This is a genomic window from Micropruina sp. (assembly GCF_047606665.1).
GTDB lineage: Bacteria > Actinomycetota > Actinomycetes > Propionibacteriales > Propionibacteriaceae > Micropruina.
Genome location: NZ_JASGEF010000013.1, coordinates 15,175 through 39,930 on the forward strand (window position 1 = coordinate 15,175; position 24,756 = coordinate 39,930).

General features: G+C 70.9%; 18 protein-coding genes. 3 read left to right on the top strand and 15 right to left on the bottom strand.

The genetic code is table 11. The annotated features are described in order from the left end of the window. The first annotated feature begins 225 nt into the window (after positions 1 to 225). On the top strand, positions 226 to 1,869 hold the full coding sequence (gene argS, locus QM619_RS03550; RefSeq protein WP_415104379.1) for an arginine--tRNA ligase: 1,644 nt from the start codon (positions 226 to 228) through the stop codon (positions 1,867 to 1,869). Positions 1,870 to 1,918: 49 nt separating this feature from the next. Here the strand turns inward: argS and QM619_RS03555 are convergent, their stop codons facing one another. From QM619_RS03555 to QM619_RS03580, 6 genes are all read right to left on the bottom strand, one after another. Further along, positions 1,919 to 2,443, bottom strand: a complete 525-nt coding sequence (locus tag QM619_RS03555) for a hypothetical protein (RefSeq protein WP_415104381.1) — start codon at positions 2,441 to 2,443, stop codon at positions 1,919 to 1,921. Between the two features lie 131 nt (positions 2,444 to 2,574). Continuing rightward, the gene (locus QM619_RS03560) at positions 2,575 to 2,994 is read right to left on the bottom strand and encodes an NUDIX domain-containing protein (protein WP_415104383.1); all 420 of its coding nucleotides are present in this window, start codon (positions 2,992 to 2,994) and stop codon (positions 2,575 to 2,577) included. A gap of 140 nt (positions 2,995 to 3,134) precedes the next feature. Next, a complete protein-coding gene (locus QM619_RS03565) occupies positions 3,135 to 3,956 on the bottom strand; it encodes a hypothetical protein (RefSeq protein ID WP_415104385.1) in 822 nt (273 codons plus the stop codon). Between the two features lie 147 nt (positions 3,957 to 4,103). After that, positions 4,104 to 4,781 (bottom strand): nucleotidyltransferase family protein, encoded by a 678-nt coding sequence (locus tag QM619_RS03570; protein WP_415104387.1) that lies wholly within the window; start codon positions 4,779 to 4,781, stop codon positions 4,104 to 4,106. Next, positions 4,778 to 6,208: an amidohydrolase family protein gene (locus tag QM619_RS03575; protein WP_415104389.1), complete on the bottom strand. Its 1,431-nt coding sequence runs from the start codon at positions 6,206 to 6,208 to the stop codon at positions 4,778 to 4,780. Before QM619_RS03575 ends, QM619_RS03570 begins: the two co-directional genes overlap by 4 nt. A gap of 169 nt (positions 6,209 to 6,377) precedes the next feature. After that, positions 6,378 to 8,453, bottom strand: coding sequence for a solute carrier family 23 protein (locus QM619_RS03580; protein ID WP_415104391.1), 2,076 nt, complete (start codon positions 8,451 to 8,453; stop codon positions 6,378 to 6,380). A 124-nt stretch (positions 8,454 to 8,577) separates the two neighbouring features. On the opposite strand from QM619_RS03580, the gene QM619_RS03585 reads away from it, so the two are divergent. Further along, a complete protein-coding gene (locus QM619_RS03585; protein ID WP_415104393.1) occupies positions 8,578 to 9,663 on the top strand; it encodes an XdhC family protein in 1,086 nt (361 codons plus the stop codon). Positions 9,664 to 9,941: 278 nt separating this feature from the next. Here QM619_RS03585 and QM619_RS03590 read toward each other — a convergent pair whose 3' ends face one another. Both QM619_RS03590 and QM619_RS03595 read right to left on the bottom strand, forming a co-directional pair. Further along, positions 9,942 to 12,737, bottom strand: a complete 2,796-nt coding sequence (locus tag QM619_RS03590) for a molybdopterin-dependent oxidoreductase (RefSeq protein WP_415104395.1) — start codon at positions 12,735 to 12,737, stop codon at positions 9,942 to 9,944. Next, entirely contained in the window at positions 12,734 to 13,561 is an 828-nt protein-coding gene (locus QM619_RS03595) for an FAD binding domain-containing protein (RefSeq protein ID WP_415104397.1), read from the bottom strand. The genes QM619_RS03590 and QM619_RS03595 overlap by 4 nt, the downstream gene beginning before the upstream one ends. 163 nt (positions 13,562 to 13,724) lie before the next feature. On the opposite strand from QM619_RS03595, the gene QM619_RS03600 reads away from it, so the two are divergent. After that, the gene (locus tag QM619_RS03600) at positions 13,725 to 14,831 is read left to right on the top strand and encodes an NAD(P)-dependent alcohol dehydrogenase (RefSeq protein ID WP_415104399.1); all 1,107 of its coding nucleotides are present in this window, start codon (positions 13,725 to 13,727) and stop codon (positions 14,829 to 14,831) included. On the opposite strand, the gene QM619_RS03605 is transcribed toward QM619_RS03600, so the two are convergent. The 7 genes from QM619_RS03605 to QM619_RS03635 all read right to left on the bottom strand — a co-directional run bounded on the left by QM619_RS03605 (position 14,818) and on the right by QM619_RS03635 (position 24,717). After that, positions 14,818 to 18,183, bottom strand: a complete 3,366-nt coding sequence (locus QM619_RS03605) for a lantibiotic dehydratase (protein ID WP_415104401.1) — start codon at positions 18,181 to 18,183, stop codon at positions 14,818 to 14,820. The genes QM619_RS03600 and QM619_RS03605 overlap by 14 nt on opposite strands. Beyond that, positions 18,156 to 19,586, bottom strand: coding sequence for a lanthionine synthetase C family protein (locus QM619_RS03610; RefSeq protein WP_415104403.1), 1,431 nt, complete (start codon positions 19,584 to 19,586; stop codon positions 18,156 to 18,158). Before QM619_RS03610 ends, QM619_RS03605 begins: the two co-directional genes overlap by 28 nt. Beyond that, positions 19,583 to 20,377 carry a hypothetical protein gene (locus QM619_RS03615; RefSeq protein ID WP_415104405.1) on the bottom strand — a complete coding sequence of 265 codons (795 nt, stop codon included), beginning with the start codon at positions 20,375 to 20,377 and terminating at the stop codon, positions 19,583 to 19,585. The genes QM619_RS03610 and QM619_RS03615 overlap by 4 nt, the downstream gene beginning before the upstream one ends. A gap of 28 nt (positions 20,378 to 20,405) precedes the next feature. After that, complete coding sequence (locus QM619_RS03620) at positions 20,406 to 21,365, bottom strand: hypothetical protein (RefSeq protein ID WP_415104407.1); 960 nt, start codon at positions 21,363 to 21,365, stop codon at positions 20,406 to 20,408. A 28-nt stretch (positions 21,366 to 21,393) separates the two neighbouring features. Continuing rightward, the gene (locus QM619_RS03625) at positions 21,394 to 22,233 is read right to left on the bottom strand and encodes a hypothetical protein (protein ID WP_415104409.1); all 840 of its coding nucleotides are present in this window, start codon (positions 22,231 to 22,233) and stop codon (positions 21,394 to 21,396) included. Between the two features lie 177 nt (positions 22,234 to 22,410). Next, positions 22,411 to 23,187, bottom strand: a complete 777-nt coding sequence (ppgK, locus tag QM619_RS03630) for a polyphosphate--glucose phosphotransferase (protein WP_415104411.1) — start codon at positions 23,185 to 23,187, stop codon at positions 22,411 to 22,413. Positions 23,188 to 23,262: 75 nt separating this feature from the next. Beyond that, positions 23,263 to 24,717, bottom strand: a complete 1,455-nt coding sequence (locus tag QM619_RS03635; RefSeq protein ID WP_415104413.1) for a PH domain-containing protein — start codon at positions 24,715 to 24,717, stop codon at positions 23,263 to 23,265. Positions 24,718 to 24,756: the final 39 nt, after the last annotated feature.

A 24,756-nucleotide genomic window follows, 5' to 3' on the forward strand; every position in this document is an offset into this window, starting at 1 on the left:
CGGTGCGGTGCCGGCGACAGGGGTAGTTCTGCCACCGGCGCGGCGGGGCTACTCCGGATCTGTCCGAAATCGACCCCAGAGTTGATGGACGACAGCGGGAATTACGTGTCTGCGGAGGCGTATCCGGGGCCTTGGCGTTTCTACTCTGGGGTCGACTTCAGACAGATCCCGAGTAGCCGCCCAGACGAACGGGTGCGTGCCGGCCGACTCGGCGGTCGTGGGAGGATGGACCACGTGCTTTCCCTGCCCGCGTTGCTGACCGATCGTTTCCAGGCCGTCACCGGGGTCGACCCGGAGCTCCGTCCGGCGACCAAGCCGCAGTTCGGGCATTTCCAGTCGAATGTGGCCTTGCGGCTGGCCAAGGCCGAGGGCAAACCGCCGCGCGAGATCGCCCAGCGCATCGTGGCCGAGGCCGACGTCGCCGACCTGTGTGAGCCGCTCGAGGTGGCCGGTCCGGGCTTCATCAACATCCGGCTGCGCTCCGACGTGCTGGCCGGGGTGGTCACCGGCATCCTGCGCGACCCGGACGCCGTGATCGAACAGTCCGCCGACCCGCAGCGGGTGGTGATCGACTACTCGGCGCCCAACGTGGCCAAGCCGATGCACGTCGGCAACCTGCGGTCCACCATCATCGGCGACTGCTTCGCACGGGTGCTGCGCGCCCAGGGCCACACCGTGATCGCCCAGAACCACATCGGTGATTGGGGCACCCAGTTCGGCATGCTGGTCGAGCAGATCCTCGTCGAGGGCATCGACGCCGATTCGCTCGACCTCGACTCGTCCGTCGCCCTGTATCGCCGTGCTCAGGAGCACTTCCGCTCCGACGAGGCCTTCGCGGACGCCGCCCGCCGCCGGGTGGTCGCGTTGCAGTCCGGCGACGAGCAGACCCGGGCCATCTGGCGGTCGCTGATCGAGGTGTCGAAGGCCGGGTTCAACGCCGCCTACCGGCGGCTCGGCGTCCTGCTCACCGACGACGATCTGGCCGGCGAGTCGATCTACAACGACCTGTTGGCCGGTGTCGCCGACGACCTGTCCGCGGCCGGCATCGCCGTGGTCGACCAGGGTGCGCTGGTGGTTTTCGTGCCCGGCGACGACGCACCGCTGATCGTCCGCAAGTCCGATGGTGGCTACGGCTACGCCGCCACCGACCTGGCCGCCGTCCGGTACCGGTTCGGCACCCTGGACGCCGACCGCTGCATCTACGTGGTCGGCTCGCCCCAGGCGCACCACTTCTCCCAGGTGTTCGCCGTCTCGCGGATGGCCGGCTGGGTGCCCTCCGGCGGCGTCCTGGAGCATGTCGGCTTCGGCTCGGTGCTCGGCCCGGACGGCAAGATGTTCAAGACCCGCGACGGCAAGACCGTGACCCTGGACACTCTGCTCGACCTGGCCGAGGACGTCGCCGCGCCCGAGATCGCGATGGCCGCGGTGAAGTACGCCGACCTGTCCACCTCGCTGCACAAGGACTACGTCTTCGACGCCGACCGAATGGTCGCCACCACCGGCAACACGGGCCCGTACCTGCAATACGCGCACGCACGGGTGAGCGGCATCCTGCGCAAGGCGGACGCCGAGGGCTGGGCGTCCGACGGCGTCACCGTGCTGGACGACCCGGCCGAGCAGGCGCTGGCGCTGCTGCTCTCCCGGTTCGGCGAGATCGTGGACGAGGTGGCGTCAGGACTGCAGCCGCACAAGCTGTGCACCTATCTGTTCGACACCGCCACCGCACTGAGCACCTTCTACGAACAGTGCCCGGTGCTGAAGAGCGAAGGCGAGGTGCGGACGTCCCGGCTGGCGATCTGCGCGGCCACCCGGACGGTGCTCGCCAAGGGCCTGTACCTGCTCGGCATCGTGGCGCCCGAGCGGATGTAGCAGCGCCGATCGGGGGTCGGGCATCGGGGACGGCGCTGACCCCGACCGGTCATTTTCGGCCGGAACTTGCGCGTTCGGCGGCGGGACGCAGGGCGTCGGTCATCCAGTGTTCGGCGGTGGCCAAGGCGTCCCAGGAGGCCAGCACCAGGACGCCGTCCGGTGAGATGTGGCGCCAGTCGCCGGTGACCGCGAGGCCGAGGATGGCGACGTCCAGATCGTCGAGCGGGCTGCGGTAGTCGCGCTGCAAGCGTCGGATCGCACCGTCGATTCCGAGGTCGGCTGTCGGCGGGAACGGCGTCTGGTTCTTGATCTGCGTCGACGCCCAGCGCAAGGGTTTGTCGCCGAAGTCGTCGAGGAACGCATCGACACGGCGGTTGACCGTCTCGAAGGTTTCGGACGCCGCGAGCGTGCGCTGCCAGTACGCCATCCATTCCTCGCCGGTCGTAGTGGTCTGCAGCGGCGGGGGAGCAGTCAGCAACGGTGGCGGCACGCTTGGGTCGTCGGCGGAGAGCCCGCCGGCATCGCGGACGCACAGCAGCGCATGCGGCAGCAGCGGTGCCGTATCGATGCTCACCCGCCAGGAGCGGGATCCCCACACCCTCACGACGGCCTGCCGGTCATCAGCCCGCCGGGGCAACCGGGCTGCGGTTCATCCCGTACCCGGTTCCGGACGCGAAGCCTCTCCGATGCCGTCATGACAGGAGCTTAGGGAGAAACTGCCGACGAACCGGCGAGCTCGCGGATGAGCGCTCTGATCGCGGCGGGTTGAAGGTTCTCTGAGTCGAGGTCCGATAGTCGAATCCAGCAGGGCTCATAGGTGTTCTGTAGTGACATGTTCTGAACCTCTGGGCCTGCCATCACCATGGGCGCCGACGGAACCACCACGAAGAAGTAGGCGGCCACTCGATCGTCGTGCTGCAGCGTCCATAGCGGCCGCAGCACACGGCCCGACAAACCAGTCTCCTCCTGCAACTCTCGAAGCGCGGCATCGTGAGGGGTTTCGTCCAACTCGACGCCACCACCGGGGAGGACGGCATACCGCCGCCCTTGCTTCGCGCGCTTGATGACGAGTAGCTGATCGTCGCGCAGTGAGACGACCGCTGCCCGGCTCTTCGTCGGCTCCATAGCGACAATGTGCCAGAGCGGGCCTCTGGCCCGACCGACAGCCGTGGATTAGCGACCGATTCGGGGTCTGCTCCGCCTCAGTCGCCTCGATGATGTCCCAAATCGGTCGCTGTTTGACGAGCGCGGACGCCGCTGAACCCTCAGCGGCTCCCACGGGCGGTGTAGTCGTGAAGTGAACGGACCAGCGCCGCCACGAACGCCGTCCGGGTGTCGGGGGCGGTGCGGTCGAGGGAGAGATAGGGGTTGAGGTCTTCCAACTCGACCAGGAGCAGTCGACCGTCGCGGGCGCGGCAGGCGTCGACGCGTTGGATTCCGTGCTCGATGGCGTTCCAGTCGATGAAGCGCTGCGCGAAGTCCAGATCGACCGGCGTCGGGTCGTACGGTTCCAGCTGCCACCGTCGGCTCGGGTCGGGGGCGTAGAGGGCGTACTGGAAAGCGTGGTCGACGTAGTAGAACGACACCTCGTAAACGAAGTCGATCCGCGGTTGGATCAGCACGTCCGGCTCGTCGACCGTCTCGGCCTCGGCGCGGCTGACGAATCGCAGCCCGACGGAATCGGCACCCTGCTTGGGCTTCACCACGTACTGCTCGGCAGCGGGCAGCCGATCGATGGACGCGGGGTCGTCGATGGTCGGGATGACGGGGTCGCCCGCCGCGGCGAGGTCGACGAGGTACTGCTTGCCCGCCTGGTCCCCCTTCCCGATCGGCTCGGTATACAACGCCACGCCCAGTTCGACGGCGCGCGCACGGTAGGCGTGGTAGGCGTCGAGGTGTTCGGCCACCGGCCCGGTGTTGCGCACCAGCACGACGTCGGCGCCGTCCATGAATGCGACGGCGTCACGGGGGTGGCACAACGCGACGTGGAAGTGCTCGCCGAGCTCGCCGGACAGGGCGATGTCCTCATCGCAGTAGCGACGGCCGGCCGCCTGGTAGTTCAGGTCGGTGACGAACAGCAGCCGCATGCTCATTCTCTGCCGCCGCCGAGCACGCCGATCATCTTCACGCCCCCATGTTTACCCGTCGTGGACGCCGTGTACACAGCTGCGGGGTCGCCGCCTGGGGTCGAGGACGGGCATGGTGTCGATCCGCGAGCTGGTCACCGGGACGGGTCAGGTGTCGAGGTCCCGGCCCGATTCCAGATCGCCGCACTCGATCGAGAGCGCTCCGTGGGCGCGTAGGTACCAGGCGCCGCCGGAGTCGCCGCTGAGCGAGTCGGCGAACGGACGCCAATGCCGGCGTCCGATCAGCACCGGGTGTCCTGGACGTCCGGCGAAGGACGCCCTGACCAGGCAGTCCGGCGCGAGCCAGATCAGCAGCCGGCGCAGCGTGGCGGGGCTGCCGTCCGGGATGTCCACCGGGGTGATCGCCGCCGCGACCGCGTCCGGATGAAGCCGGGCGGCGGCATCGAGTCCGGTGCGCAACGACTCTGACAGCCCGCTCTGCCAACGGTCGCAGACCACGATGCTGGCCTCGGCCGGCACCAGGGCGCGCGCCGCGTCCGCCGCGGCACCCAGCACCACGATCACGTCGGCGCAGCCGCCGTCCAGCAGCCGCCGGACGACGCCCCGCAGCCACGGGACGCCGGTCGCCGTCGTCCGCAGCGCCTTCGGGCCGCCGGCACGGGTGCCGGCACCGGCCGCCAGCACCAGTCCGACCACCCGGTCGCGGGCCGAGCCCTCCGACCGGACGCCCATCGGCCGCCGCTTGGTACCCGGCAGGATGACCGGCACCGGGCCGGGTTCCGCGACGGGCCGCCCGACCCGGGCGTAGCCGGTTGTCGCGCTCATCGGCGGGACGGCGGCGCGTCGCGCTCGGGCGGCGTCACTCGCCGGCCCCGCACGTGTACCGCGGTGATTGCCGCCTCGCGCAGCCCCATCAGCACCGTGAACAGCAGTTGGTAGAGCGCGCGCTGGGGGTCCGGTTCGTCGCCGGCACCGGCTAGTGCCAGGGCCAGGTGTTCGTCCCGGTCGGGCTCGACGGTGACGAAATCGGCCTCCTTGCCGGCGTCGAAATTGCCGAAGCGGCGGTCTTGGTCGAGGGCCTGGGCGCCGGCCAATGTGCACAGGTAGAGCAGTTGCGGCGGGGTCAGCGCAACCGAGGCGTCTCCCGGTTCGGACAGATGCACCTTGTAGGCGTCGTTGGCGACCCGCGGGATCAGCCACTCGTCGCCGGCGCCGACGTCCGTCCCGAGCGCGACGGTGACGTCGTGCGCCACCGTCCGTCGCCACGGCATGGTGCCGGAGCCGAGGAACTGCTGCGAGGTGGGGCAGTGCGCGATCGAGGTTCCGGACGCCGCCAGCCGGGCCAGTTCGGTGTCCGTGCAGTGCACCGCGTGGGCCATGATGGTGCGGCGCCCCAGCAGCGACTCGCCGCCGCGCTTCGAACCCGGCAGGAACAATCCGTCGTAGGTGTCCAGATAGCTGTCCACCCCGTAGCGGGCGCGGACCGCCGCGATCTCGCCGTCGCCGGGCCGGTTGTTCTCGTTCAGGTGGGTGTGCAGGTACACCCCACGGTCGCGGACGCCGGCGTACAGCTCGCCGAGCGCGGCCAGCGTCCGGGGGGTCACCGACAGCGAGAACCGGGGCACCACCGCCACCTGCAGCAGCGCGGACGCCACCTCGCCGGTGTCGGCGCAGTGCCAGCGGTCGATCTCGTCGGCGACCAGAGCGATCGCCTCGTCCTCGCCGGTCAGCAGCGGTGCGGCGCTGTCCGGACCGACGGTCTGGATGCCGCGCCCCGACACCAGCCGCAGCCCGGCGTCGCGGGCGGCCTCGAACAGGGCGTCCTGGGCGCCGGGGAAGGCTGATCCGAAGACCATCGCGGCCGTGGTGCCGACCTGGGCTCGGCGCCTGGTGAAGCTGCGCGCCACCCGGACGGCGTACTCGTCGTCGGCCAGCCGCGCCTCGGCCGGGAAGACGCAGTGCTCCAGCCACTCCAGCAGTTGCCCACCGCCGTAGGCGTCGGTGGTGAAGGTCTGCGGATAGTGCAGATGAGTGTCCACGAAGCCGGGCAGCAGCAGCGCCGAGCCGTCCCCGACCACCGGCCAGAACAGGTAGTCAACGGGCAGCTCGTCGTACCGGCCCAGCCAGGCCACGGCGCCCGCCGCGTCCACCACCAGGGCGCCGTCCGGCACCGACACCAGCTGGCGGTCGGCGGTGGCCAGGTCGGCGTCCCCGGCGATGTGCAGCACGTGTCCGCGATGCACCGCCGCCACGGAGTCCGCTGAATCCGTCGAGTGCATCGAATCCGTCGAATCCGCCGAGCCGGCGAGGGCCGTCCGCCCGGCACGCGGACGTACTGCGGAACTCGTCCGCCCGGAACTCGTCCGCCTGTCCCTCGGACGTGCCCCGGCGGCGCTCACACCGACGTGTCGTCCGACGCCGTCAGTGCCCATACTCGGCGGCGATCCGAACCTTGGCGGCGGCGATCGGGTTGGCGTCGGCGACCTTCTCGTCGAACCGGTGGTTGAAGATCTTCGCCACCTCGATCAGCCCGGCCGCCCTTTCGGCGGCGACCGAGTTCGCCAGCCTGGTCCAGCCGTCGGCGATCACCTTCTCGTAGCGGTCCACGTCCGCGGCGCTGACCACCAGCGGGAAGCCGAACTTCTCCTTGTAGGCGCTGGTCAGCTCGCTCAGGTCGTCCAAATCCTCGCCGACCAGGGCGGGCAGACCCTTGTCGTCGTGATCGGCCGAGTAGCGGATGTGTGCGGTGTCCGCCGACGAGCCCAGATCGGGGAACGAGCACAGCAGCTCCAGCTGCTCGTCGCCGGACGCGCCGAGCATGGCGTCCTGGAACGCGGCGCGCAACGCGTAGGCGTCGGCGAACGGACGGGCCCGATAGGCCAACTCGACCACCCACGGCGCACCCTGGACGAGGTCGCCGAAGGTATCGCCGAACTGGGTCGGGGCCATCTCGTTGACCTGCTCGATGGTGACCAGGCCTTCGCCCGGACGTCCCGAGACCGCCTGGCCGCCGCCGCCGGTGTGGAAGAACAGCAGGTTCAGCCCGATCGCCACGATCGCGCCGAGGGTGATGCCCGAACCGAAGAAGATCTGCGCCCAGCCGGGGAAGGCGCCGGCGATCGCGCCGTAGCCGGTGATCAGGCCGGCGGCACCGATCGTGGTGCCGACCACGATGCTGTTGCGGTGGTCGGTGAAGTCCACCTTCTGCAGGGTCTGGATGCCGGCGACGGCAACCGCCGCGAACAGCGCCAGCGCGGCGCCGCCGAGCACCGGGTGCGGGATGCCGGCGACGATCGCGGCCGCCTTCGGCAGCAGGCCGAGGACGATCATGATCACGCCCGCCGCGGCGACCACCCAGCGCGACTTCACCTGGGTCAGCCGGACCAGGCCGACGTTCTCGGCGAAGGCGGTGTAGGGGAACGAGTTGAGCACTCCGCCCAGGGTGGTGGCCAGTCCGTCTGCCCGGATCGCGGCGGCGATGTCGCCGGGCCGGACCCGTTTGCCGACGATCTCGCCGGTGGCGTAGGCGTCGCCGGTGGTCTCCACCATGGTGATCAGCATCACGATGATCATCGAGATGATCGCGGTGACCGAGAACTGCGGGACGCCGAAGTAGAACGGCGTGGTGATGCCGAAGACCGGGGAATCGGCCACGTCGTCGAAGTGTGCGTCGCCGAGCAGGAAGGCGATCAGGGTGCCGGCGACCAGGCCGATCAGCACCGCGACGGTCTGCAGAAAGCCCCGGGTGAAGCGCTGCACGATCAGGATCAGCGCCAGGGTGCCGCCGGCGTAGCCGAGGTTCTGCAGCAGCAGGTCGGGATTGCGCAGCGAATAGTCGTACATCTCCACCGGGGTGAAAGTGCCGGCGGCGTCCAGCACGAAGCCGTTGACGCCGCCGATCGCGCCGTAGGAGATGTCTCCGGCCGCCACCGGCACCAGGGCGATCCCGATGATCAGGATGATCGACCCGGTCACCACCGGCGGAAAGTACTTGAGCAGCCGGGCGAAGAACGGCGCCACGAAGAAGGTGAACAGGCCGGCCACGATCACCGCGCCGTAGATGGTCAGCAGGCCGTCGACCGGCGTCCCCCCGGTGCCGATCACGGCGAGACCGATCGCGATCATCGGCGACACCGCGGTGAAGGTGACGCCCTGCAGCAGCGGCAGCCGGATGCCGACCCGCCAGGCCCCCCGGCCGAAGCCGACCGCCTGCAGGATCGAGGCGATGCCGCAGGTGAACAGGTCGGCGTTGATCAGGTGGATCAGCTGCTCGCTGGTCAGGCCGAGCGCATTGGCCACCAGAATCGGGACGAGCACCGCGCCGGCGTAGAAGGCGAGCACGTGCTGGAAGCCGTAGGCGGCCAACCGGGGAGCCGGGAGCACCTCGTCGACGGGGTGGCTCCCGGCTTTCCCGCTGGCGGTCCGGTCCGCCGTGATCGTCGCCATCGCGACCTCCTGGTGGTGGGTGTGCAGTCCGGAAGCGGGCTGCGCAACCATCTTCGGGCTGCTTTTCGGGTCGGAGCCCCGTGTCTCCGGAAAGTAACGTTGCTTTCATCGCTCCGGAACAGGGCGCCGGTAGTCCTGATGGTGACCGGGGCTGTGGGAGTGAGGAGTGGATGCCGTGTTCGAGCTTGCCGTGGAGTTGTTGCAGCGGCTGGACTCCGATGAGCCGGTGGCCGTGGTGACGGTGACCCGGGTGCTGGGGACGGCGCCGCGTCCGGTGGGTTGCTCAATGGCGGTGGTCGCGACGGCGTCCGGCGAGCGGGTGCTGGGCGCGATCTCCGGCGGCTGCGCGGAGTCGTCCGCGCACGCTCTGGCGCGGCAGGTGCTGGCATCGGGCGGGCCGGTCAGCGAGCATCTCGGTTTCGACGAGTGGGCGTTCTCCACTGGCCTGTCCTGCGGTGGTCAGCTGCGGGTGCTGGGTTACCGGCTGGAGGCCGACCGGACCGATCTGATCGCGGAGCTGCGCGCCGCTGCCGAAGGGTTGGACGCCGCGCTGGCGATCGTGTCACGTGGGCCGGACGAGTTGCTGGGCAGGGTCGTGACGCTGACCGGCGGCGACGCGGCCCTGCCGGCCGGGGTGCTGGGCGTGGTGCGCAAGGAGCTTGCCGAGCGGCTGGTCGACGGACGTTGCAGCGTGATCGAACTGTCCGGCGACCTGGAGCTGGCGGTGCTGGTCAGCCGCGCGCGTCCCCGGCTGCTGATCTTCGGCGCCGTGGACGTGGCCGGGGCACTGAGCCGGCTCGGTCGCCAGTTGGGGTATCGGGTGACGGTCTGCGACGCCCGTGCGCTGTTCGCCACCGCCGACCGGTTCCCGGACGCCGACGAGGTGGTGGTCGACTGGCCGGCCCGCTACCTGGCGGGTACCTCCGTCGACGTCCGGACGGTGATCGCGGTGCTGACCCACGAGGAGCGGTTCGACGTGCCGCTGATCGTCGCCGCCCTGACCGGCCCGGCCGGCTACATCGGCGCCATGGGTTCCCGGCGCACCCATCTGCGACGCCTCGACCTGCTGCGCGCGGCGGGCGTTTCGGCGGAGGCGCTGGCCCGGCTGCATTCGCCGATCGGCCTCGACCTCGGCGCGGCGACCCCGATGGAGACCGCGGTGTCGATCATGGCCGAGGTGATTGCCGCCCGCACCGGTTCGGCGGCGCGTCCGCTGGCGCAGGGGTCGGGTCCGATCCACGCGGTGGTGGCGCCGGCCTGATCGGGGACCGCCGGTTTGTGGTCGATCTGATGTCGTCCCGTCGGCCCAAGTCATCCCGGACCTCGTCATCCCTCGTCATCCCGGACTTGATCCGGGATCCCGTTCCTGCCCTCGGATCCGTCACTCGGATCCGTCCAGAGATCCCGGCGTTCGCCGGGATGACGGAATGTGACGGGAGCCTGGATGTTGGACGCTGGGGACGGTTCCTTGAATCGGAAAGGAACCGTCCCCCTGAACTGCGTCATCCCGGAAGCGTGGCCGGGGCGGGACGGTCAGGACTACTGTGCGCCGGAGGCCAGGCGCCAGACTCGGTCTTTGCTGAACGGGGTCTCGTAGGGCCGGACGCCGATCGCCCGGCGAATCGCGTTCCCGAGGGCAGCCGCGACCGGGTTGTAGGGGGATTCGCTCATCGACTTGGCGCCGAACGGGCCGAGGTCGTCGCTGGTGTCGGCGAAGTAGACCTCGGTGTCGCCGATGTCGGCGAGTTGCGGCACCCGGTAGGTGCGGAACGCCGGGTTGAGCACCGCTCCGTCCGCGACCAGCACCTCTTCCAGCAGTGCCGAGCCGATCGCTTGGGCGACTCCGCCTTCGACCTGGCCGCGGCACTGCTCGGGGTTCATCACCGTGCCGGCGTCCGCGGCCTGGATGGACTGCAGAATGCGCACCTCGCCGGTGTCGACGTCCACCGCGACCCGGAAGGCGTGCACGTTCCAGGCCAGCGAGCGGAACTCGCCGAGCTCGGTGCCGTCCGCCACCAGGGTGTCGCCGACCCGATGGGCGTCGGCGGCGGCGATCAGCTCCGCGAAGCCGAGCCGCCGCTCGCCCGCCACCACCCCGTCCCGATCGAGGGCGAGTTCGGACGCCGGCGTCCCGCTGAGCCGTTCAGCGGCGGACAGCAGCGTCGTCCGCAGGGCCAGCGCGGCCGCGTACAGCGCCTTGCCGGCGACCGTGGTGCCGGCCGAGGCGAACGCCCCGGTGTCGTAGGGGGCGGCGTCGGTGTCGGACTGGTGCACCACGATCCGGTCCACCCCGGTGTGCAGCGCGGTCGCCACAATCTGGGTGTGCACGGTGGTGGTGCCGTTGCCGAACTCCGACGTGCCCACCCCGAGGTGATAGCGGCCGTCCGGGTGCAGGGCGACGGTGGTGCGGGAGATATGCCCGAACGGCGCCATGGTGGCGATCATCGCCACCGCCATCCCCTCGCCGCTGCGCCAGCTCGGGCCGGACGGCGGCGCCACCCCGTTGCCCCTGGCCAGAGCCGCCTCGGCGAGATCGAGGCACTGGTCGAGGCCGTAACTGCCGTAGACCAGATCGGCCTCCGGCTCGGCATGTGCGGTCAGCAGCGGGTCGCCGTCGCGGACCATGTTGATCCGCCGCAGCTCGAACGGGTCCATGTCCAGTGCGATGGCCAGCTCGTCAAGGGCCGACTCGACACCGAAGATCACCTGCCCCAGTCCGTAGCCGCGGAAGGCGCCCGAAGGCACGTTGTTGGTGTAGACGACCTCGGCGTCCACCCGCTTCACCGGCACGTTGTACAGCGAAATCGACTCGGCGCAGGCGTGGAACATCACCCCGCGGGAGTGGTTGCCGTAGGCGCCGGTGTCGGAGAGCAGGTCGAGCTTGAGCGCTGTCAGTCGGCCGTCGGCGGACGCCCCGAGGCTCACCCCGACCCGCATCGGATGCCGCACCGAAATGCGCTGGAACTCGTCCGCTCGACTCAGCTCGAACTGCACCGGACGCCCGGTGCGCAGCACGGCCAGCCCGACCAGGTCTTCGGTGAAGATCTCCTGCTTGCCGCCGAAGCCGCCGCCGACCCGTCCGGTGAACACCCGGACCCGTTCCTTCGGCAGCTCCAGCAACAGGCTGAGTTCGTCGCGGACCAGGAACGGCACCTGTGTGGAGGTGCGCAGGGTGAGCCGGCCGGCCTCGTCCAGCCAGCCGATGGTGCCGTGGGTCTCCAGTTGGGCGTGGCTGACCCGCTGGGTCTGCCAGACCCCGCTCACCGTCACCTCGGACGCCGCCAGCGCCGCGTCCACGTCGCCGCCGTGCCCGGCGTGCAGGCCGACGACGACGTTCCGGTGGGCTTCGTCGACGCGGTCGGCCGGCGTCCGGTCGGGATGGATCAGCGGGGCGCCCGGCGTGCGCGCCTGCTCCGGGTCGAAGACGGCGGGCAGCACCTGGTACTCGACCTCGATCAGCCGGCAGGCCTGCTCGGCGATGGCCGCGGTCGTCGCCACCACGGCGGCGACCCGCTGGCCGCGGAACCGGACCACGTCATCGAGCATCCGGGTGTCGTCCGGATCGTCGACGCGATGCTCATGCCGGGCAGTCGAATACCGGACGCCGGGAACGTTGCGATGGGTGAGCACCAGCTCGACGCCGGGCAGCGCCTCGGCGGCGGTGGTGTCGAGGGCGACGATCCGGGCGTGCGGGTGGGGGGCGTTGAGCAGCCGCAGGTGCAGCGCGCCGGGCATCGTCACGTCGAAGGTGTACGGCTCGGTGCCGGTCACCACCCGGCGTCCGGCCGGCGGCGGCACCGACCGGCCCACGGCGGCCTCACCCGGCCCAGGTCGGTCGGTGATCGTCGGCGCACCGGTCACCCCGGCCCGGATCGACTGCCGGATCGACCGGTAGCCGGTGCAGCGGCACAGATTGCCCTTCATCAGCCGGGGCAGGTCATCGAGGTCGTCGGGGGTCAACGTGGACGCTGTGACGATCATGCCGGCGGTGCAGAATCCGCACTGGAAGCCGAAGTTGTCACAGAACGAGCGCTGCATCGGATGCAGGTCCTCGGGGCTGCCCAACCCGGACACCGTGGTCACCGCGGCCCCGTCGACCCGGACGGCCGGCACCAGGCAGGAATGCACCGGACGTCCGTCCAGCAGCACCGAACAGGCGCCGCAGTCGCCCGCATCGCAGCCCTTCTTCACCCCCAGATGGCCGTGCTCGCGCAGAAAGGTGCGCAGGCACTGGCCGGGTGCGGGAACCCCGGTCAGCTCGCCCCCGTCCACCGTGCAGCGGACCTCGCCAGGGACGTCCGCAGCAGTCACCGGGGTGTTGGGCTCGGCGGTCATCGGCCGACCCGATCAGGCGCGGTCTCCGCCAGTTCGGCGCGCACCTCGTCGGCCAGCACCTGGCTGACCTGGCGGCGCCAATCGGCGGCGCCCAGGGGATCGGTGTAGTAGCCCGGTGCGGCGGCGACCGCGGCGCGCAGGGTGGCGGCGTCCGGCAATTCCGGGTAGCGCACCAGCACCGGACACAGTGTGGCGGCGGTGATCGTGAACAGCGCCGAGCCGTCGGCGTCGAGGCGTCCGGTCAGCACCGCGCCGGAGCGACCCAGCTTCGCCAGCGCGATCTTCCGCAGCGCCGTGGTGGCCACCAGTGCGTGCTGCGGAATCTCGATAGCCCGCAGCACCTCGCCCGCGGCGAGGCTGTTGGTGCCGTTGCCGGTGATCAGATCGGCCACTGGCGCCCGCCGGTCGGTGCCGTTCGGACGCCAGATCTCGGCCTCGGCGTCCAGAGCGACCGCGAGCGTCACCATCGCCCCGGCCGCGAACGAGCGGCAGATGTTGCCGCCGACCGTGGCCAGGTTCCAGATCTTGAACGACATCAGCAGCGCGTCGGCACAGGCCCGGAACAGTGGCTGGGCGGTCCACCCGGGTTGCTGCGGCAGCGCGACCAGCTCGGCGATGGTGCAGGTGGCGGCGACCCGCAGGCCGTCCTCGGTGATCTCCAGCGCGGGCCAGTCCAGCGCGGTCAGGTCGACGAGTCCGGACGTCGCCTGCTGCGGCTCGGAGAACAACCAGGTCCCGCCGGCGAGCAGTGTCTCGCCCGGCTCTAGGACCAGATCGTCTCGGCAGAGGGGCCGTCGGAACCGCGTGATCGTGTTCAGGTCCATCGGCACAGTGAACAGAGGGTATGTATCGCCCGTGTTTCGATTCGGTGCGGCTTCCGGGTCGGCTGCACCCGGCGCCGCCCTATTCGCGTGCGATCGATAGGCCGTGACATGGCCCGCACCGCCACGTACCGTGAGGGCAGCCCACTTTCGAAGGAGAAATATCGTGGCCACTGAGGTGCGTGCCGCCGTCTTGACCGGCGTCGAGGAGAAGTTCCGGTTCGAGGATCTGATTCTCGATGACATCCGTCCGGACGAAGTGCTGATCAAGATCGCGGCGACCGGTCTGTGCCACACCGACCTCGCGGTGCAGCACGGGGATATACCGGGCCCCTTTCCGTTCGTTCTGGGTCATGAGGGTTCGGGCGTCGTCGAACAGGTCGGAGACAGTGTCACCGGTCTCGCCGTCGGCGACGCCGTCGCGCTCTCCTTCGCCTCGTGCCATCACTGCCGCAACTGCCTGGCCGGGCACCCGACCAACTGCCTGAACCTCTACCCGCTGAACTTCTTCGGCGTCCGAGGGGACGGCTCGACCACCTTCAGCCGTGCCGATGGCGGCGTCGTGCACGGGAGCTTCTTCGGGCAGTCCTCATTCGCGACCCACGCCATCGCTGCGGCGACGAGCGTGGTCAAGCTGCCCGACGGTGTGCCGGTGGAACTGGTCGGCCCGCTCGGCTGCGGTTTCCAGACCGGGGCCGGCACGATCCTGAACACGCTCGGGGTGCCGGCCGGCAGCACCGTCGTGGTCACCGGCGCGGGCGCCGTCGGACTCTCGGCGATCATGGCGGCGAAGATCGCCGCCGCGACCACCATCGTCGCCGTCGACATCATCGACGAACGGTTGGAGGCCGCCCGGAGCCTCGGGGCCACGCACACCATCAACTCTCGTGAGGTCGACGCCGTCGCGCGAATCATGGAGATCACCTCAGCGGGCGCCGACTACGGCGTGGACACCACCGGCGTGGCAACGGTGATCGAGTCGCTGCTGCAGGCGACGGCGTTGGGCGCAAAGATCGCATTGGTCGGTGTGCCCCGGCCCGGCGAGACGGTGAATCTCGGGCTGATCAGCGCGTCGGGCAAGACCATCGTCGGCGCGCTCGAGGGCGATTCCGTTCCGCAGACCTTCATCCCGCAATTGCTCGCCCTCCATCGGGCAGGCCAGTTCCCCTTCGACGAGCTGATCACCACCTATCGGTTCGAGGACATCGAGCGGGCGATCTCCGATACCGCCTCCGGCAAGGCGGTGAAGGCCGTCCTGGTCATGCCGGCCTAAGGCTGGCGTCGCTCGACATCAGCAGTCCGCGCTCGGTGCGCAGCAGCAGCTGGACCAGATGCGCTTCGCTGGGCTGGCCCGGACCGACCATCCGGTTGTGGTGCATGTGCACCAGGCTGGGCAGCAGGACGGCCATGGTGCCGTCCAGTTCGCCCGCCCTTTCAGCCTCGCGCAGCGTGGCGCCCACCGGCAGCAGCGACGTCCGCAGCGCGTCGAGAACGTCGGCCAGCGGGTCGGGCGGGGGATCGGCGCCGAGCAGGGCACGCAGCCGAGTCTTGCGGTCCCGGTAGTCGGCGCCGGCCGCCCGGCCGACCTGCGGGTCCTCGACCAATGCCGCCTGGGCCTGGTAGAACGCCAGCCGCTGCGACCGGTCGATGCCGAGTCCGGCCAGCAGGGCCGTGGTGGACGCCGCCAGAGTCTCCGGCATCGGTCCGGGCAGCGCGAGCAGCCTGCGGACGGCGACGCTGTCGGCGTGGAACACGTCCTCGCACAGCTCGATGCCGGCCGCCCCGCCGTACCGCTCGATCTCGCGGTCGTAGCTGTCGAGGGTCAGCCGGGCGATCCGTCCGGCGTCCAGGAGCTGCCCGGCGAAGTCGCCGACCTGCGGCAGCAGATGGCGCACCAGCAGGTCGGGCTGGCCCTGCCAGCGGATCCGCAGATGCGGCTCCGGGTCGCTGTAGCGAAGGAAGAACCAGCGCCTGGCCAGCCCGGAGTTCTCGGCCATGTCGATCAGGTCGGCCAGATCGGTGGTCAGCAGCCGGGTCAGCTGGTCGTAGGGCGCGTAGAACTTCGCGAACAGCCAATCGCTGCCCGGCAACCGGATCCGGTCCCGGACGGCGATGTGGTTCGCCGGGCGCGACCAGGGGGCGAGTGGGTCGCCGGTCGCCGGCAGGTGGGAGTGAAGATCGCCCGCGGGTCGCCCGTTTGCGATCCCATCGGTTGTCGCGCCGTGACCCTGCGAGACACCGGCCGCGGCGGCCGATCCGGGCGCCGGACGGCGAACCAGCGAGATCACCAGCTCGGTGAGGTAGTGACCGCCGGGGCCGGGCAGCCAGGTGTCCGCCACATCGGGGAGAGCCTCGTCGAGCCGCAGGGTTCCGCCGGAGTTCCGGAACTCGCGACGCAGCTGCTCGCGGTCGTCGGCCTGGGCGAGATCGAGCAGCAACCGGTTGTCGGCCACCGTCACGTAGACCCGTTCCGGCAAGCCCCAACGGCTGCGGGCCAGGTCGATCGCGGACGTCACTGCGCCGGCGTCCACGGTCACCGACGGCGTCCAGCCGGGCACGCTGAGCAGCCAGCGGGCCGGCGCCAGCACCGTCCGGCCCACCTGGACCCGGGGCAGCACCGGCAGCGACTGCGCCGGACCCCAGTCGAAGGCGGAGAACTCGGCCGGGACGCCCAGCCCGACCGCGTCCAGGAACTGACAGACCGGCGGCGCGCCATGGTGGTTGAGCATGTGCCGGGCGGTCGGACGGAGCCGGACGCCCAGGCTCGCCGAGCGCAGGTAGAGCCGGGTGCCGTCGTGGCCGACCAGGAGATCGGCGAGGTCGAGCTGATGCTCGGCGCTGCCCCGTCCGCTGACCACGATCTCGTGCGCTGACACGGTGGGCCGGATCACCACGTTCGTCGAACGCGGAGTGCCCGGCAGATAGACCACCTCGGCGGCCACCGAGCCCGGGTCGGCATCGGCCTCGGCACGGCCCAACCAGGCGTAATAGTCGTCGCCGGCGGCACCGAACAGGTCGGCGAACCGGCCCAGCCAGCGTCCCGCCGAACCGGCGCCCAGGTTGGGCCCGACGACCAGGGTGAAGGCGCCGGCGTCGACCGCGGCAGGGTCGGTGGCGAGCAGGAACGCGGAGACGTCGAGTGACAGTGGGGCGTCCGGCGCGGTCTGTGGCGACAACTCCCTGGTGCCGCTGCTCTGTTTTCCGCCGGTCGTCGCCGGCCAGCCGCTCAGTGCGGCGATCGTGTCGCCGTCCAGCCGGACGCCGCGGCGTCCGTCCCGGAGCGCTTCCAGGGCGAGGCTCATCAGTCGCTCCGAGCGCCGGGCCTGCACGGCCGGATCGAGGCCAGACGCCGCCCCGTGCGTGTGCGGCAGCGGCCCCAGCCCGCGGGTCGGATCGAACACCTCGGTGAGCGGAACCTCCTGCCCGGCACCCCAGCGGGCCAGGAACCGGCGTCCGTACCCGGCCAGGTCGCCCGAGGTCGACGGCCCTGGCCCGATCCGCAGCAGCACCTCGACGGCCTGGGCACATTCCCGCCCGACCTCGGCTGCCAGGGCGCCGGTGAGCGGCCGGAGCAGATCGGTCTGGAAGGTGTCGGACTGGTCTCCGTGATTGTGGTCGTGGTCGTGGGGCACCCCGCTCTGCCGGACCCGGTCGGCGACGGCACGGGCGGCCGCGGCCACGCGGGCGAAAGCGTCCGGCTCGCCGTGGTCACCGGACGATCCGGCGTCGGAGTCGGCGGCGACGAGTGCCTCGGTCAGCTCGGCGACCGAGTCGCCCGCGGCCGGGTCGGCCCTGGCCAGCAGGCCCCCGATCTCGGTGCCGGCGGTCGCGGCCGGCCCGGTCAGCGCGGGGACCAGGTCGCTGTGCAACAGCCCGGCCTGGATCAGCTGCTCGACCAGGCCGGTGACCTGCTCGGCGGAGCCGCCGCTGCCCGCCGCGACCCGCTCGACGAGGTCGGCGTGGTCGATCCAGGACGCCGCGGACGCCAACGCCAGCCGGACCGGCTCGGTGGCGCGCACCGAACCGCCGCCCTGGGCGACCAGGCGGTCGCCGGACTCGGCGATCAGCGGGTCGGCCCGCCAGCGCAATCGTGCCCGGACGTCCGGGCGTTGTTCCGTGGCGGCGAGCACACCCCGTAGCCAGCCCATGTCCGGGCGTGTCCGGGTGCGGTCCGCGGAACTCAGGCACAGGTCGGTGGCCGAGGTCCAGCCGGCCAGCGACACGGCCGCGAACCCGCCGTAGGGGGTGGGCCGGGTGGTCATCCGGATCAGGTAGCGGGCCAGGCTGGTCCGGGTCCGGGACGCCTCCCTGGGGTCGGGCTCGGCCCGCCGGGTCTTCTGCAGCAGGGTGGGGCTGCCGATCGCCAGCGCCCGGACGACGGCGGGGTCGTCCAGCGACCGCAGCGGATCGCGCACCCACGGCAGCCGCTCGACGGGCAGCAACGGCGTCCGCACCGTCACCCAGGGCGCCACCCGGTACAGCGCCGTCCCGATCGACGGTTCCGGCTCGGAGGTTCGCTCGGGGACGGACCCGCCCGCGCCATTGAGGAGTGGAACGCGGGGTCGGCCCCCGCGTTCCACGTCCGGGCCTGAGTCGGTCAGGACAGCGCGAACATCCGGTCCCATGTCGGCTCCACCTCGCTCCCGGCGCTCAGCAGCACCAGGCTGACCCCGGCCGCGCCGTCCAGGACGCCGGGCTGATCAACCTTGTTGTCGCCCGGCTCCACACAGGCGATGCCCATCGGACGGTCGGGTTCGACGGCGTCCAGGATCTGCTCGGTGAGCGCGGACGCCGCCTCGGCGAACAGCGGCAGGCCGGTGTCGTGGTGGAAGCGCAGGGTGATCTGCAGCAGTCCGGAGACGCCGTGGCAGAAGGTTGGGGAGTCGATGCCGCGCACCGCCGGCGGACGCCGGTAGACCGCGGCCATCGCCTCGATGGCCAGATTGCGCAGGTCGGAGCGGTCCAGGGCCCGGCCGGCCAAGAACAGGGCACGGGCGGCGCCTGGGGTGCCGTAGCACCAGGCGTCCCGCCCGACCCGGTGCGCCGGCACCTCTACCAGACCCTGCGGACCCTGCGCCAGCGCGACGACGGTGTCCCAGCCGGGTCCGTCGTCGCCCATGCTGACGTGGGCAGCGAGCCACTCGGCCAGCGACTCGGCGGCGGCCCGGCAATCGTCGCTGCCCACCCCGCAGAGCACGGCGATGGCCAGCGCGGCCAGCGGCCCCGGAATGCCGTGGGCCAACCCCAGATTGACGTTGCCGAACGGGTAGTAGGAGCGCTGTTCGTCGTCGTACAGCAGCTCGGCGGGCGAATACCAGGCGGGCGGTTGGCCGCCCTCCAGAGCCAGCGCGGCCAGGGCGCGCAGCACGAACGGAACCACCGGCCGGGCGCTCTGCTCCGGGTTCGGCAGGGCGCACAGCGCGACTCCGGCCAGGCCTGAGATCTGGTCGAAGCTGCCGACCGACAGTCCGCGGCGTCCCCGGATCGCTGCGGCGGTGGCTAGCGCGTCCTGGGCGATCACCCCGTCCAGGCCGGGCAGCAGCGGGTTCAGCGCGACGGCACCGATCCGGCGTCCGGCGAAGGCCATTCCGGACGACCCGCCCACCGACCCCATCGCGGGTCGATGGCCGCGTCCGAGCAGGGTCGCGGTGGTGGACGCCAAGGTCGCGGCCCGGACGTCCCAGCCCTGGCCGGGACGGTGCCGATCCAGTTCGGCGCACAGCAGCGCCTGGCCCAGGTCTCCCTGCGCGATCGACGTCGGATCCCAGTGCAGCGCCGTGGGGAACCTGGTCTGCTGCACGCACAGCCGGTTGGCCTGCGTCACCCTGGCCGGATCAGTGCATCGCTCAGCGAGCAGCAACGCCGCCGCCGATGCCCGCTCGGCCAGGTCATCGGGCAGCGGCGAGTGCCACGATGACGCGGGCCGGGGCCGGATCGGGTAGTGCTGAATCAGCCGATGCGTCCGCACCGGTGCCGCGGCCATCGCGGCACCGGACTCGCCGGCGTCCGGTTCGGGGCCGTCTCTCATGGGCAGGCCAACGTGGGGCAACCGTCCTGGGTGACGCACCGGACGACCGCCGACGGCTGGCAGTTCCAGTTGCAGATGGTGATCCGGCAGGTGATGCAGGTCCCGCCGAGGGTCGGCCAGCATTCCCCGGCCACGCAGGTCTGGCAGCTGACGCCGTTGTCGCAGGTCACGCAACTCACACAGGTGGCCTGGTTGCAGGTCTGGCAGGTGGCGTCGCCGCAGGTGCCGCACTGGGTGAGCCTGAGGGTGTGAAGGGTGTCGCAACCGGGCCCGCAGGTGTTCGGAATCGTCGCCGGTTGGCATCCCGGCGGCAGCGTGTTGGGCACGCAGCCGACACCGCGAGTACGCGTGAAGACGGTGGTGGTGGGCCTGATGATCTCCGCGGTCGATCCGTCCGTCTGCGCATCGACGTCGAAGGCGTCGGACACTGCCGCAGCGGGCCGGGAGTGGACGTAGGCCACCTGGGCGTCCCGTTTCAGGGTGACCCGGGTGGCGTCCAGACCGACGAACGGCGGCTGGTCCGGGGCAACCGAGTCGACGGCGAGGACGTCGTCGGTGCGGAATTCGACGTAGTAGTCCAGGGCGGTGTTCAGGTAGAGCCGGCGGTAGCCGGCCCGTTCGCTGTCGCCGAGCAGCCCGGCGAGTTGCAGGGACGCCGGTGCCGGTGCGCTCGGATCGTTGATCCGGGCGGCCACGAACGGGTCCGGCGGACGGCCTTCGATGCCGTTGTCCGGGCGGCTTGGGCTGCCGTCGTCCGGGCGGTCTTCGCTGTCTTTCTCGTTGTCGGCCATGGGAACTCCTCGGTGGTGTCGGTTGTGGTCAGGCCCGGATCGGGCACCAGGCCGGGTCGCTGGCCCGGCAGCCGCAGGTGGCGAAATTGCAGGTGTTGCAGGTCTCGCAGGTTGCCCAGCAGGTCGCGGCGCAGGTGCTCGCGCAGGTGTCGACACAGGTGTTGGCGCAGGTGGCGTCACACGTCCCGCGGCAACTCAGACAGGTGCCGGCGCAGGTGTCCCAGCAGGTCGCGCAGGTCGCGTCGCAACTGACACCGTTGCCGGCGGTAACGGCGCAGGCGGCTTCGCAGGTGGCGCGTCCGCAGGTCTGGCAGGTGCCCTGGGCTGAAACGCAGCGGACGCCTTGACAGGTGGCGCAGGTCGCCGCGTTGCAGGTGATCGCGCAGGTGGCCTGTCCGCAGGTGGCGCAGGTGGCCGCCGTGCAGGCGTTGCAGGTGTTCCGCAGATTGCAGGTCGCGCAGGTGTGCCCGGCCATGGTCGGCACCTGGCGGACGGTGCCAGCTTCGCCGCCGGTGCCTTGAGCGCCGCCCTGACAAGGGAGAAGGTCCGATTGGCCGGCGACCACCGTGATCGCAGGGCAGCGCGCCTCCCAGGTGTGGGTGGGGTGTTGCTCTTGTTGCTGTTCCTGCTCTTGCGACTGCGCGTCCACCGCGAACAGGTGGCTGTGGGCGAGCGGGTCGGCGGCGCCGGAGGCCTGCCGCACCCAGTCCAGGGTGGCGCCGCCGGCCAGGGTGACGCGGGTAGCGTCCAGGCCGGGGAACGGGGCCGCTTCGGGGGCGATGTCCTCGACGGCGACGACGTCCTCGGTCTTGAACTCGACGAAATAGTCCAGCCGGGTGGTCAGGTAGAGCCGGCGCCGGCCGTCCCGATCGCTGTCGCCGAGCAGGCCGGCCAGGGTGACCAGGCCCGGTCGGGGCGATCCGGCGTCGGCTCGGGCGCGGACGAAGGGGTCCGCGGCGCGGCTCTGGATCTCGTCTGGATCTGCCATCGCGGTCCCCCTCCGTTCGGACGCCGGGTCAGCAGCGGCAGGTGTTGCAGTGGGTCTGCGCGAACGTCGGGCAGCGCCCGACCGTCTCGCAGACGTCCGGCGTGCAGGTGAACCGGCAGGTCGCGCCGCAGGTGGCTCCACAGGTTGCCGCGCACGTGTTGGCACAGGTGTTCGCGCACGTAGCGGCGCAGGTGTTCAGACAGGTGGCCGCGCAGGTCGGGCCGCAAGTGGTCGCGCACCCGGTCGGGCAGGTGACGCAGGTGGCGTCGCCACGGGTAGGGCAGCCGTCCCCGCAGGTTCGACAGGTGCCGCCGTGGCAGGTGTCGCAGGTGTGCCGGCAGGTGTCGCAGGTCTGGCAGGTGGCGCCCTGGGTCTCGCGGCAGGTGCGCGGCTTGCACACCGTCCATCCGCTCGGACACTCGTTCGCGGTCGGGCAGCCGATGTCGGTCGGGCAATCCCCCCACGACGGGCCGGGGCATTCCGCCTCCCAGGTCTCGGCGAGCGCCGCCATCGGCCGGGCCGCCGCCGTCATCGGCTGCACCGAGAACGGGTCGGCCGCTCCCGCCCCCGCCGTCCGGACGTAGTCGAGCTGGGCATCCCGGACGACGGTCAGCCGGGTCGCGTCCAATCCCTGGAAGGGCGGCTGGTCCGGTCCGACGTCCTCGACCGCCAGGACGTCGGAGTTGCGTACTTCCACCCAGTAGTCGAGCCGGGTGCTCAGGTAGAGCCGGCGTCGCCCCGGACGATCGCTGTCGCCGAGCAGGCCTACCAGGGTGAGCGTGGCCGGCGGTCCGGCCGCCGGATCGTTGATGCGGGCGGCGACGAAGGGGTCGGACGGGCGGTTGGCGATGTTCTCGTTCTCGGCCATGAGTGGTACCTCGATCCGCACAAAGGGGTGGCCTCCACTCATCGTGCTCCCGCCGAGTAGGCCCGGCCATACGTGGAATTGCGTACGGTTAGGGAAGCGCTGACTCTCGCTGGTGAAGCATGTCGCCCTTGTCGGCGGGACATGACTCCGCCTTCTCCAGGCCTCCTCCGGCGACGATCAGCGACGACCGTCCGGGTGCGCGGACGTCGCCACGGCCAGCAAGGCGGCACCGATGATGCCGGCCCGGTTCTGCAGTTGAGCCGGGACGATCGGCGTCCGCAACGTCAGATCCGGCAGGAATTTGTCGGCCTTCTTGCTGACCCCGCCGCCGACCACCAGCAGGTCGGGAGAGAACAGGAACTCCACCGTCTCGTAGAAGCGCTGCAGCCGCGGGACGTACTCCTCCCAACTCAGGTTCTCGCGCGTCCGGACGCTGGCCGCGGCCCGCTTCTCGGCGACGTAACCGTCGATCTGGAGGTGGCCGAGCTCGGAGTTGGGCACCAGCACGCCCTGGTGGATCATCGCCGAGCCGATGCCGGTGCCCAGCGTGGTGACGATGACCAGCCCCGGATGCCCCTTGGCGGCACCGAACCCGACCTCGGCGACCCCGGCCGCGTCGGCGTCGTTGACCACCACCAGGTCGCGTCCGAGCGTCTCTTTGAAGATGGTCTCCGCCGGGCAGTTCACCCAGGATTCGTGGATATTGGCCGCCGAGAGGGTGACGCCGTGCTGCACGATCGCGGGAACGGTGATGCCGATCGCGCCGTCGCCGAGCTGGTCGGCGAAGTTGTCCACGATCTGGCCCACGACCGCGGCGACGTTGGCCGGCGTGGACTCCTGTGGCGTCTCGATCCGCAGCCGTTCGGTGGCGAAGTCGCCGGCGGTCAGATCGACCAGCGCTCCTTTGATGCCCGAGCCGCCGATGTCGATGCCGAGTGCGAAGTTCGAAGTCATGAGCGGAACCCTAGGGCCCTGGTGCTGCCCGACGGGAGTGCTTCGGGGCTTTTCGGCGCCCGGCCTTGTTCTTTCTCAGTCGCCGGACGACTCGGGCTGGTCTGGGCCGTTCAGCAGTCTGCCCAGCCGGGCCGTCCGGGCTCGTGCCGCCTCGTCCAACAGCAGGGTGCGGGCGTCGGCGGCGGCGATGTTCCGGGCGGCGCTGGTGGCCAGCACCTGTGTGGTGTGGAAGTCGACGGTGGCCAGGCCCAGCCGGCGGCGCACCGGCCCCTGCTGGACGGCGATCGACTGGACGCGGGCATGCGGCACCACCATCTGCACACGGGTCAGCCAGCCGGCTCGGGTGAGCAGCACCAGGTCGTCGAATCCCCAGCCGACCCAGCGGTGGCTGATCGGCTGCAGCCAGCGGGCCCGGTGCGGCGACGGACGGACGTCGATCGCGTCCAGCCGCAGGCCGGGCCAGATCGTGCTCAGCACCACCTCGAGTTCGGCGCGGGTGCCGACCGGGAGCAGCAGGCTGGTGGTGCCGGCCTGGTCCTCGTCGTGCGCCAGGCCGTGATTGCCCAGCACCGCCATGTCGACCCGGTAGAGGCCGAGCCGCCGCCACCACAGCGGCTGCGCGATCCGCAACGACTGAATGCGGTGCCGGGGGACCGACTGGCTGGTCAGGCTGGTCAGTCCGCGGGTGATCTTCAAACCGTGACCGCTGCGCAGGAAGGCGTAATTCCACTGCCCGATGACCCGGCGGACGACGAAGCTCCACAGGCCGCCGAGGGCCGGCACCAGCAGGCCGAGGAGCAGCCAGGGGTTCGCCGCGACCGCCGCGGCGCCGGCCGGGTCGAGGGCCAGCAGCACGGCGAGCGCCAGCAGCACCGGCAGGGTGAACAACAGCAGTTCGTGCGACAACAGTGCCCCCAGCACCAGCCGTTGCGGCGGCACGGTGACCAGCACCTGATCGGCGTCCCCGCGGTCGTCCAGGACGCCGGTCCGGACGTGCTGGCTGATCTCGACAGGCCGGACGCCGTGGGCGCGCGTCAGCAGATAGTCGCGGACGGCGGCGGCCCGGGTCCGGGACAGGTAGCGCAGCTTGTGGCCGCCCTCGGCGCCGACGTCGATCGAGATCTCGGCCAAACCCAGTAGTCGGGCCGCGAACGGCTCGGTGATGTCGACGGACTGGATGCGGTCGAAGCGGATCCGCTGCGAGGTCTTGGTGAACACCCCGGTCTCGATCCGCACCTCGTCGGAGTCGATGACGAACGAGGTGGCCCGCCAGTCCAGGTAGGCGTACCCGAGCAGCAGCACCAGCGCCACGGCGCCGGCGCCGGTGACCCAGGTGAGCGGCGGCAGCCGGAACCCGTCCGCGCTGTTGAGCATTTCGCGGCCGAGGGTCCAGATCGCGGCCAGCACCAGCACCCAGGCCCGCACCAACGGGGTCATCGGATGGGGCTTTTCGACCAGCTTCTCGCTCGGGGCCTCGATGGTCGGCAGGACAGTGTGAATCTGGGCACCGAGTTCAGTGCCCAGATTCACACTGTCGTCAGAGGTCGCCGGCCGATCCTGCCCGCTCGG

Coding starts and splice junctions, on each gene's coding strand:
- QM619_RS03615 (WP_415104405.1), bottom strand. CDS start 20,377: ATGGCCGACAACGAGAAAGACAGCGAAGACCGCCCGGACGACGGCAGC.
- QM619_RS03610 (WP_415104403.1), bottom strand. CDS start 19,586: ATGAGAGACGGCCCCGAACCGGACGCCGGCGAGTCCGGTGCCGCGATG.
- QM619_RS03625 (WP_415104409.1), bottom strand. CDS start 22,233: ATGGCCGAGAACGAGAACATCGCCAACCGCCCGTCCGACCCCTTCGTC.
- QM619_RS03580 (WP_415104391.1), bottom strand. CDS start 8,453: ATGGTTGCGCAGCCCGCTTCCGGACTGCACACCCACCACCAGGAGGTC.
- QM619_RS03570 (WP_415104387.1), bottom strand. CDS start 4,781: ATGAGCGCGACAACCGGCTACGCCCGGGTCGGGCGGCCCGTCGCGGAA.
- QM619_RS03620 (WP_415104407.1), bottom strand. CDS start 21,365: ATGGCAGATCCAGACGAGATCCAGAGCCGCGCCGCGGACCCCTTCGTC.
- QM619_RS03565 (WP_415104385.1), bottom strand. CDS start 3,956: ATGCGGCTGCTGTTCGTCACCGACCTGAACTACCAGGCGGCCGGCCGT.
- QM619_RS03590 (WP_415104395.1), bottom strand. CDS start 12,737: ATGACCGCCGAGCCCAACACCCCGGTGACTGCTGCGGACGTCCCTGGC.
- argS (WP_415104379.1), top strand. CDS start 226: ATGGACCACGTGCTTTCCCTGCCCGCGTTGCTGACCGATCGTTTCCAG.
- QM619_RS03560 (WP_415104383.1), bottom strand. CDS start 2,994: ATGGAGCCGACGAAGAGCCGGGCAGCGGTCGTCTCACTGCGCGACGAT.
- ppgK (WP_415104411.1), bottom strand. CDS start 23,187: ATGACTTCGAACTTCGCACTCGGCATCGACATCGGCGGCTCGGGCATC.
- QM619_RS03605 (WP_415104401.1), bottom strand. CDS start 18,183: ATGGGACCGGATGTTCGCGCTGTCCTGACCGACTCAGGCCCGGACGTG.
- QM619_RS03595 (WP_415104397.1), bottom strand. CDS start 13,561: ATGGACCTGAACACGATCACGCGGTTCCGACGGCCCCTCTGCCGAGAC.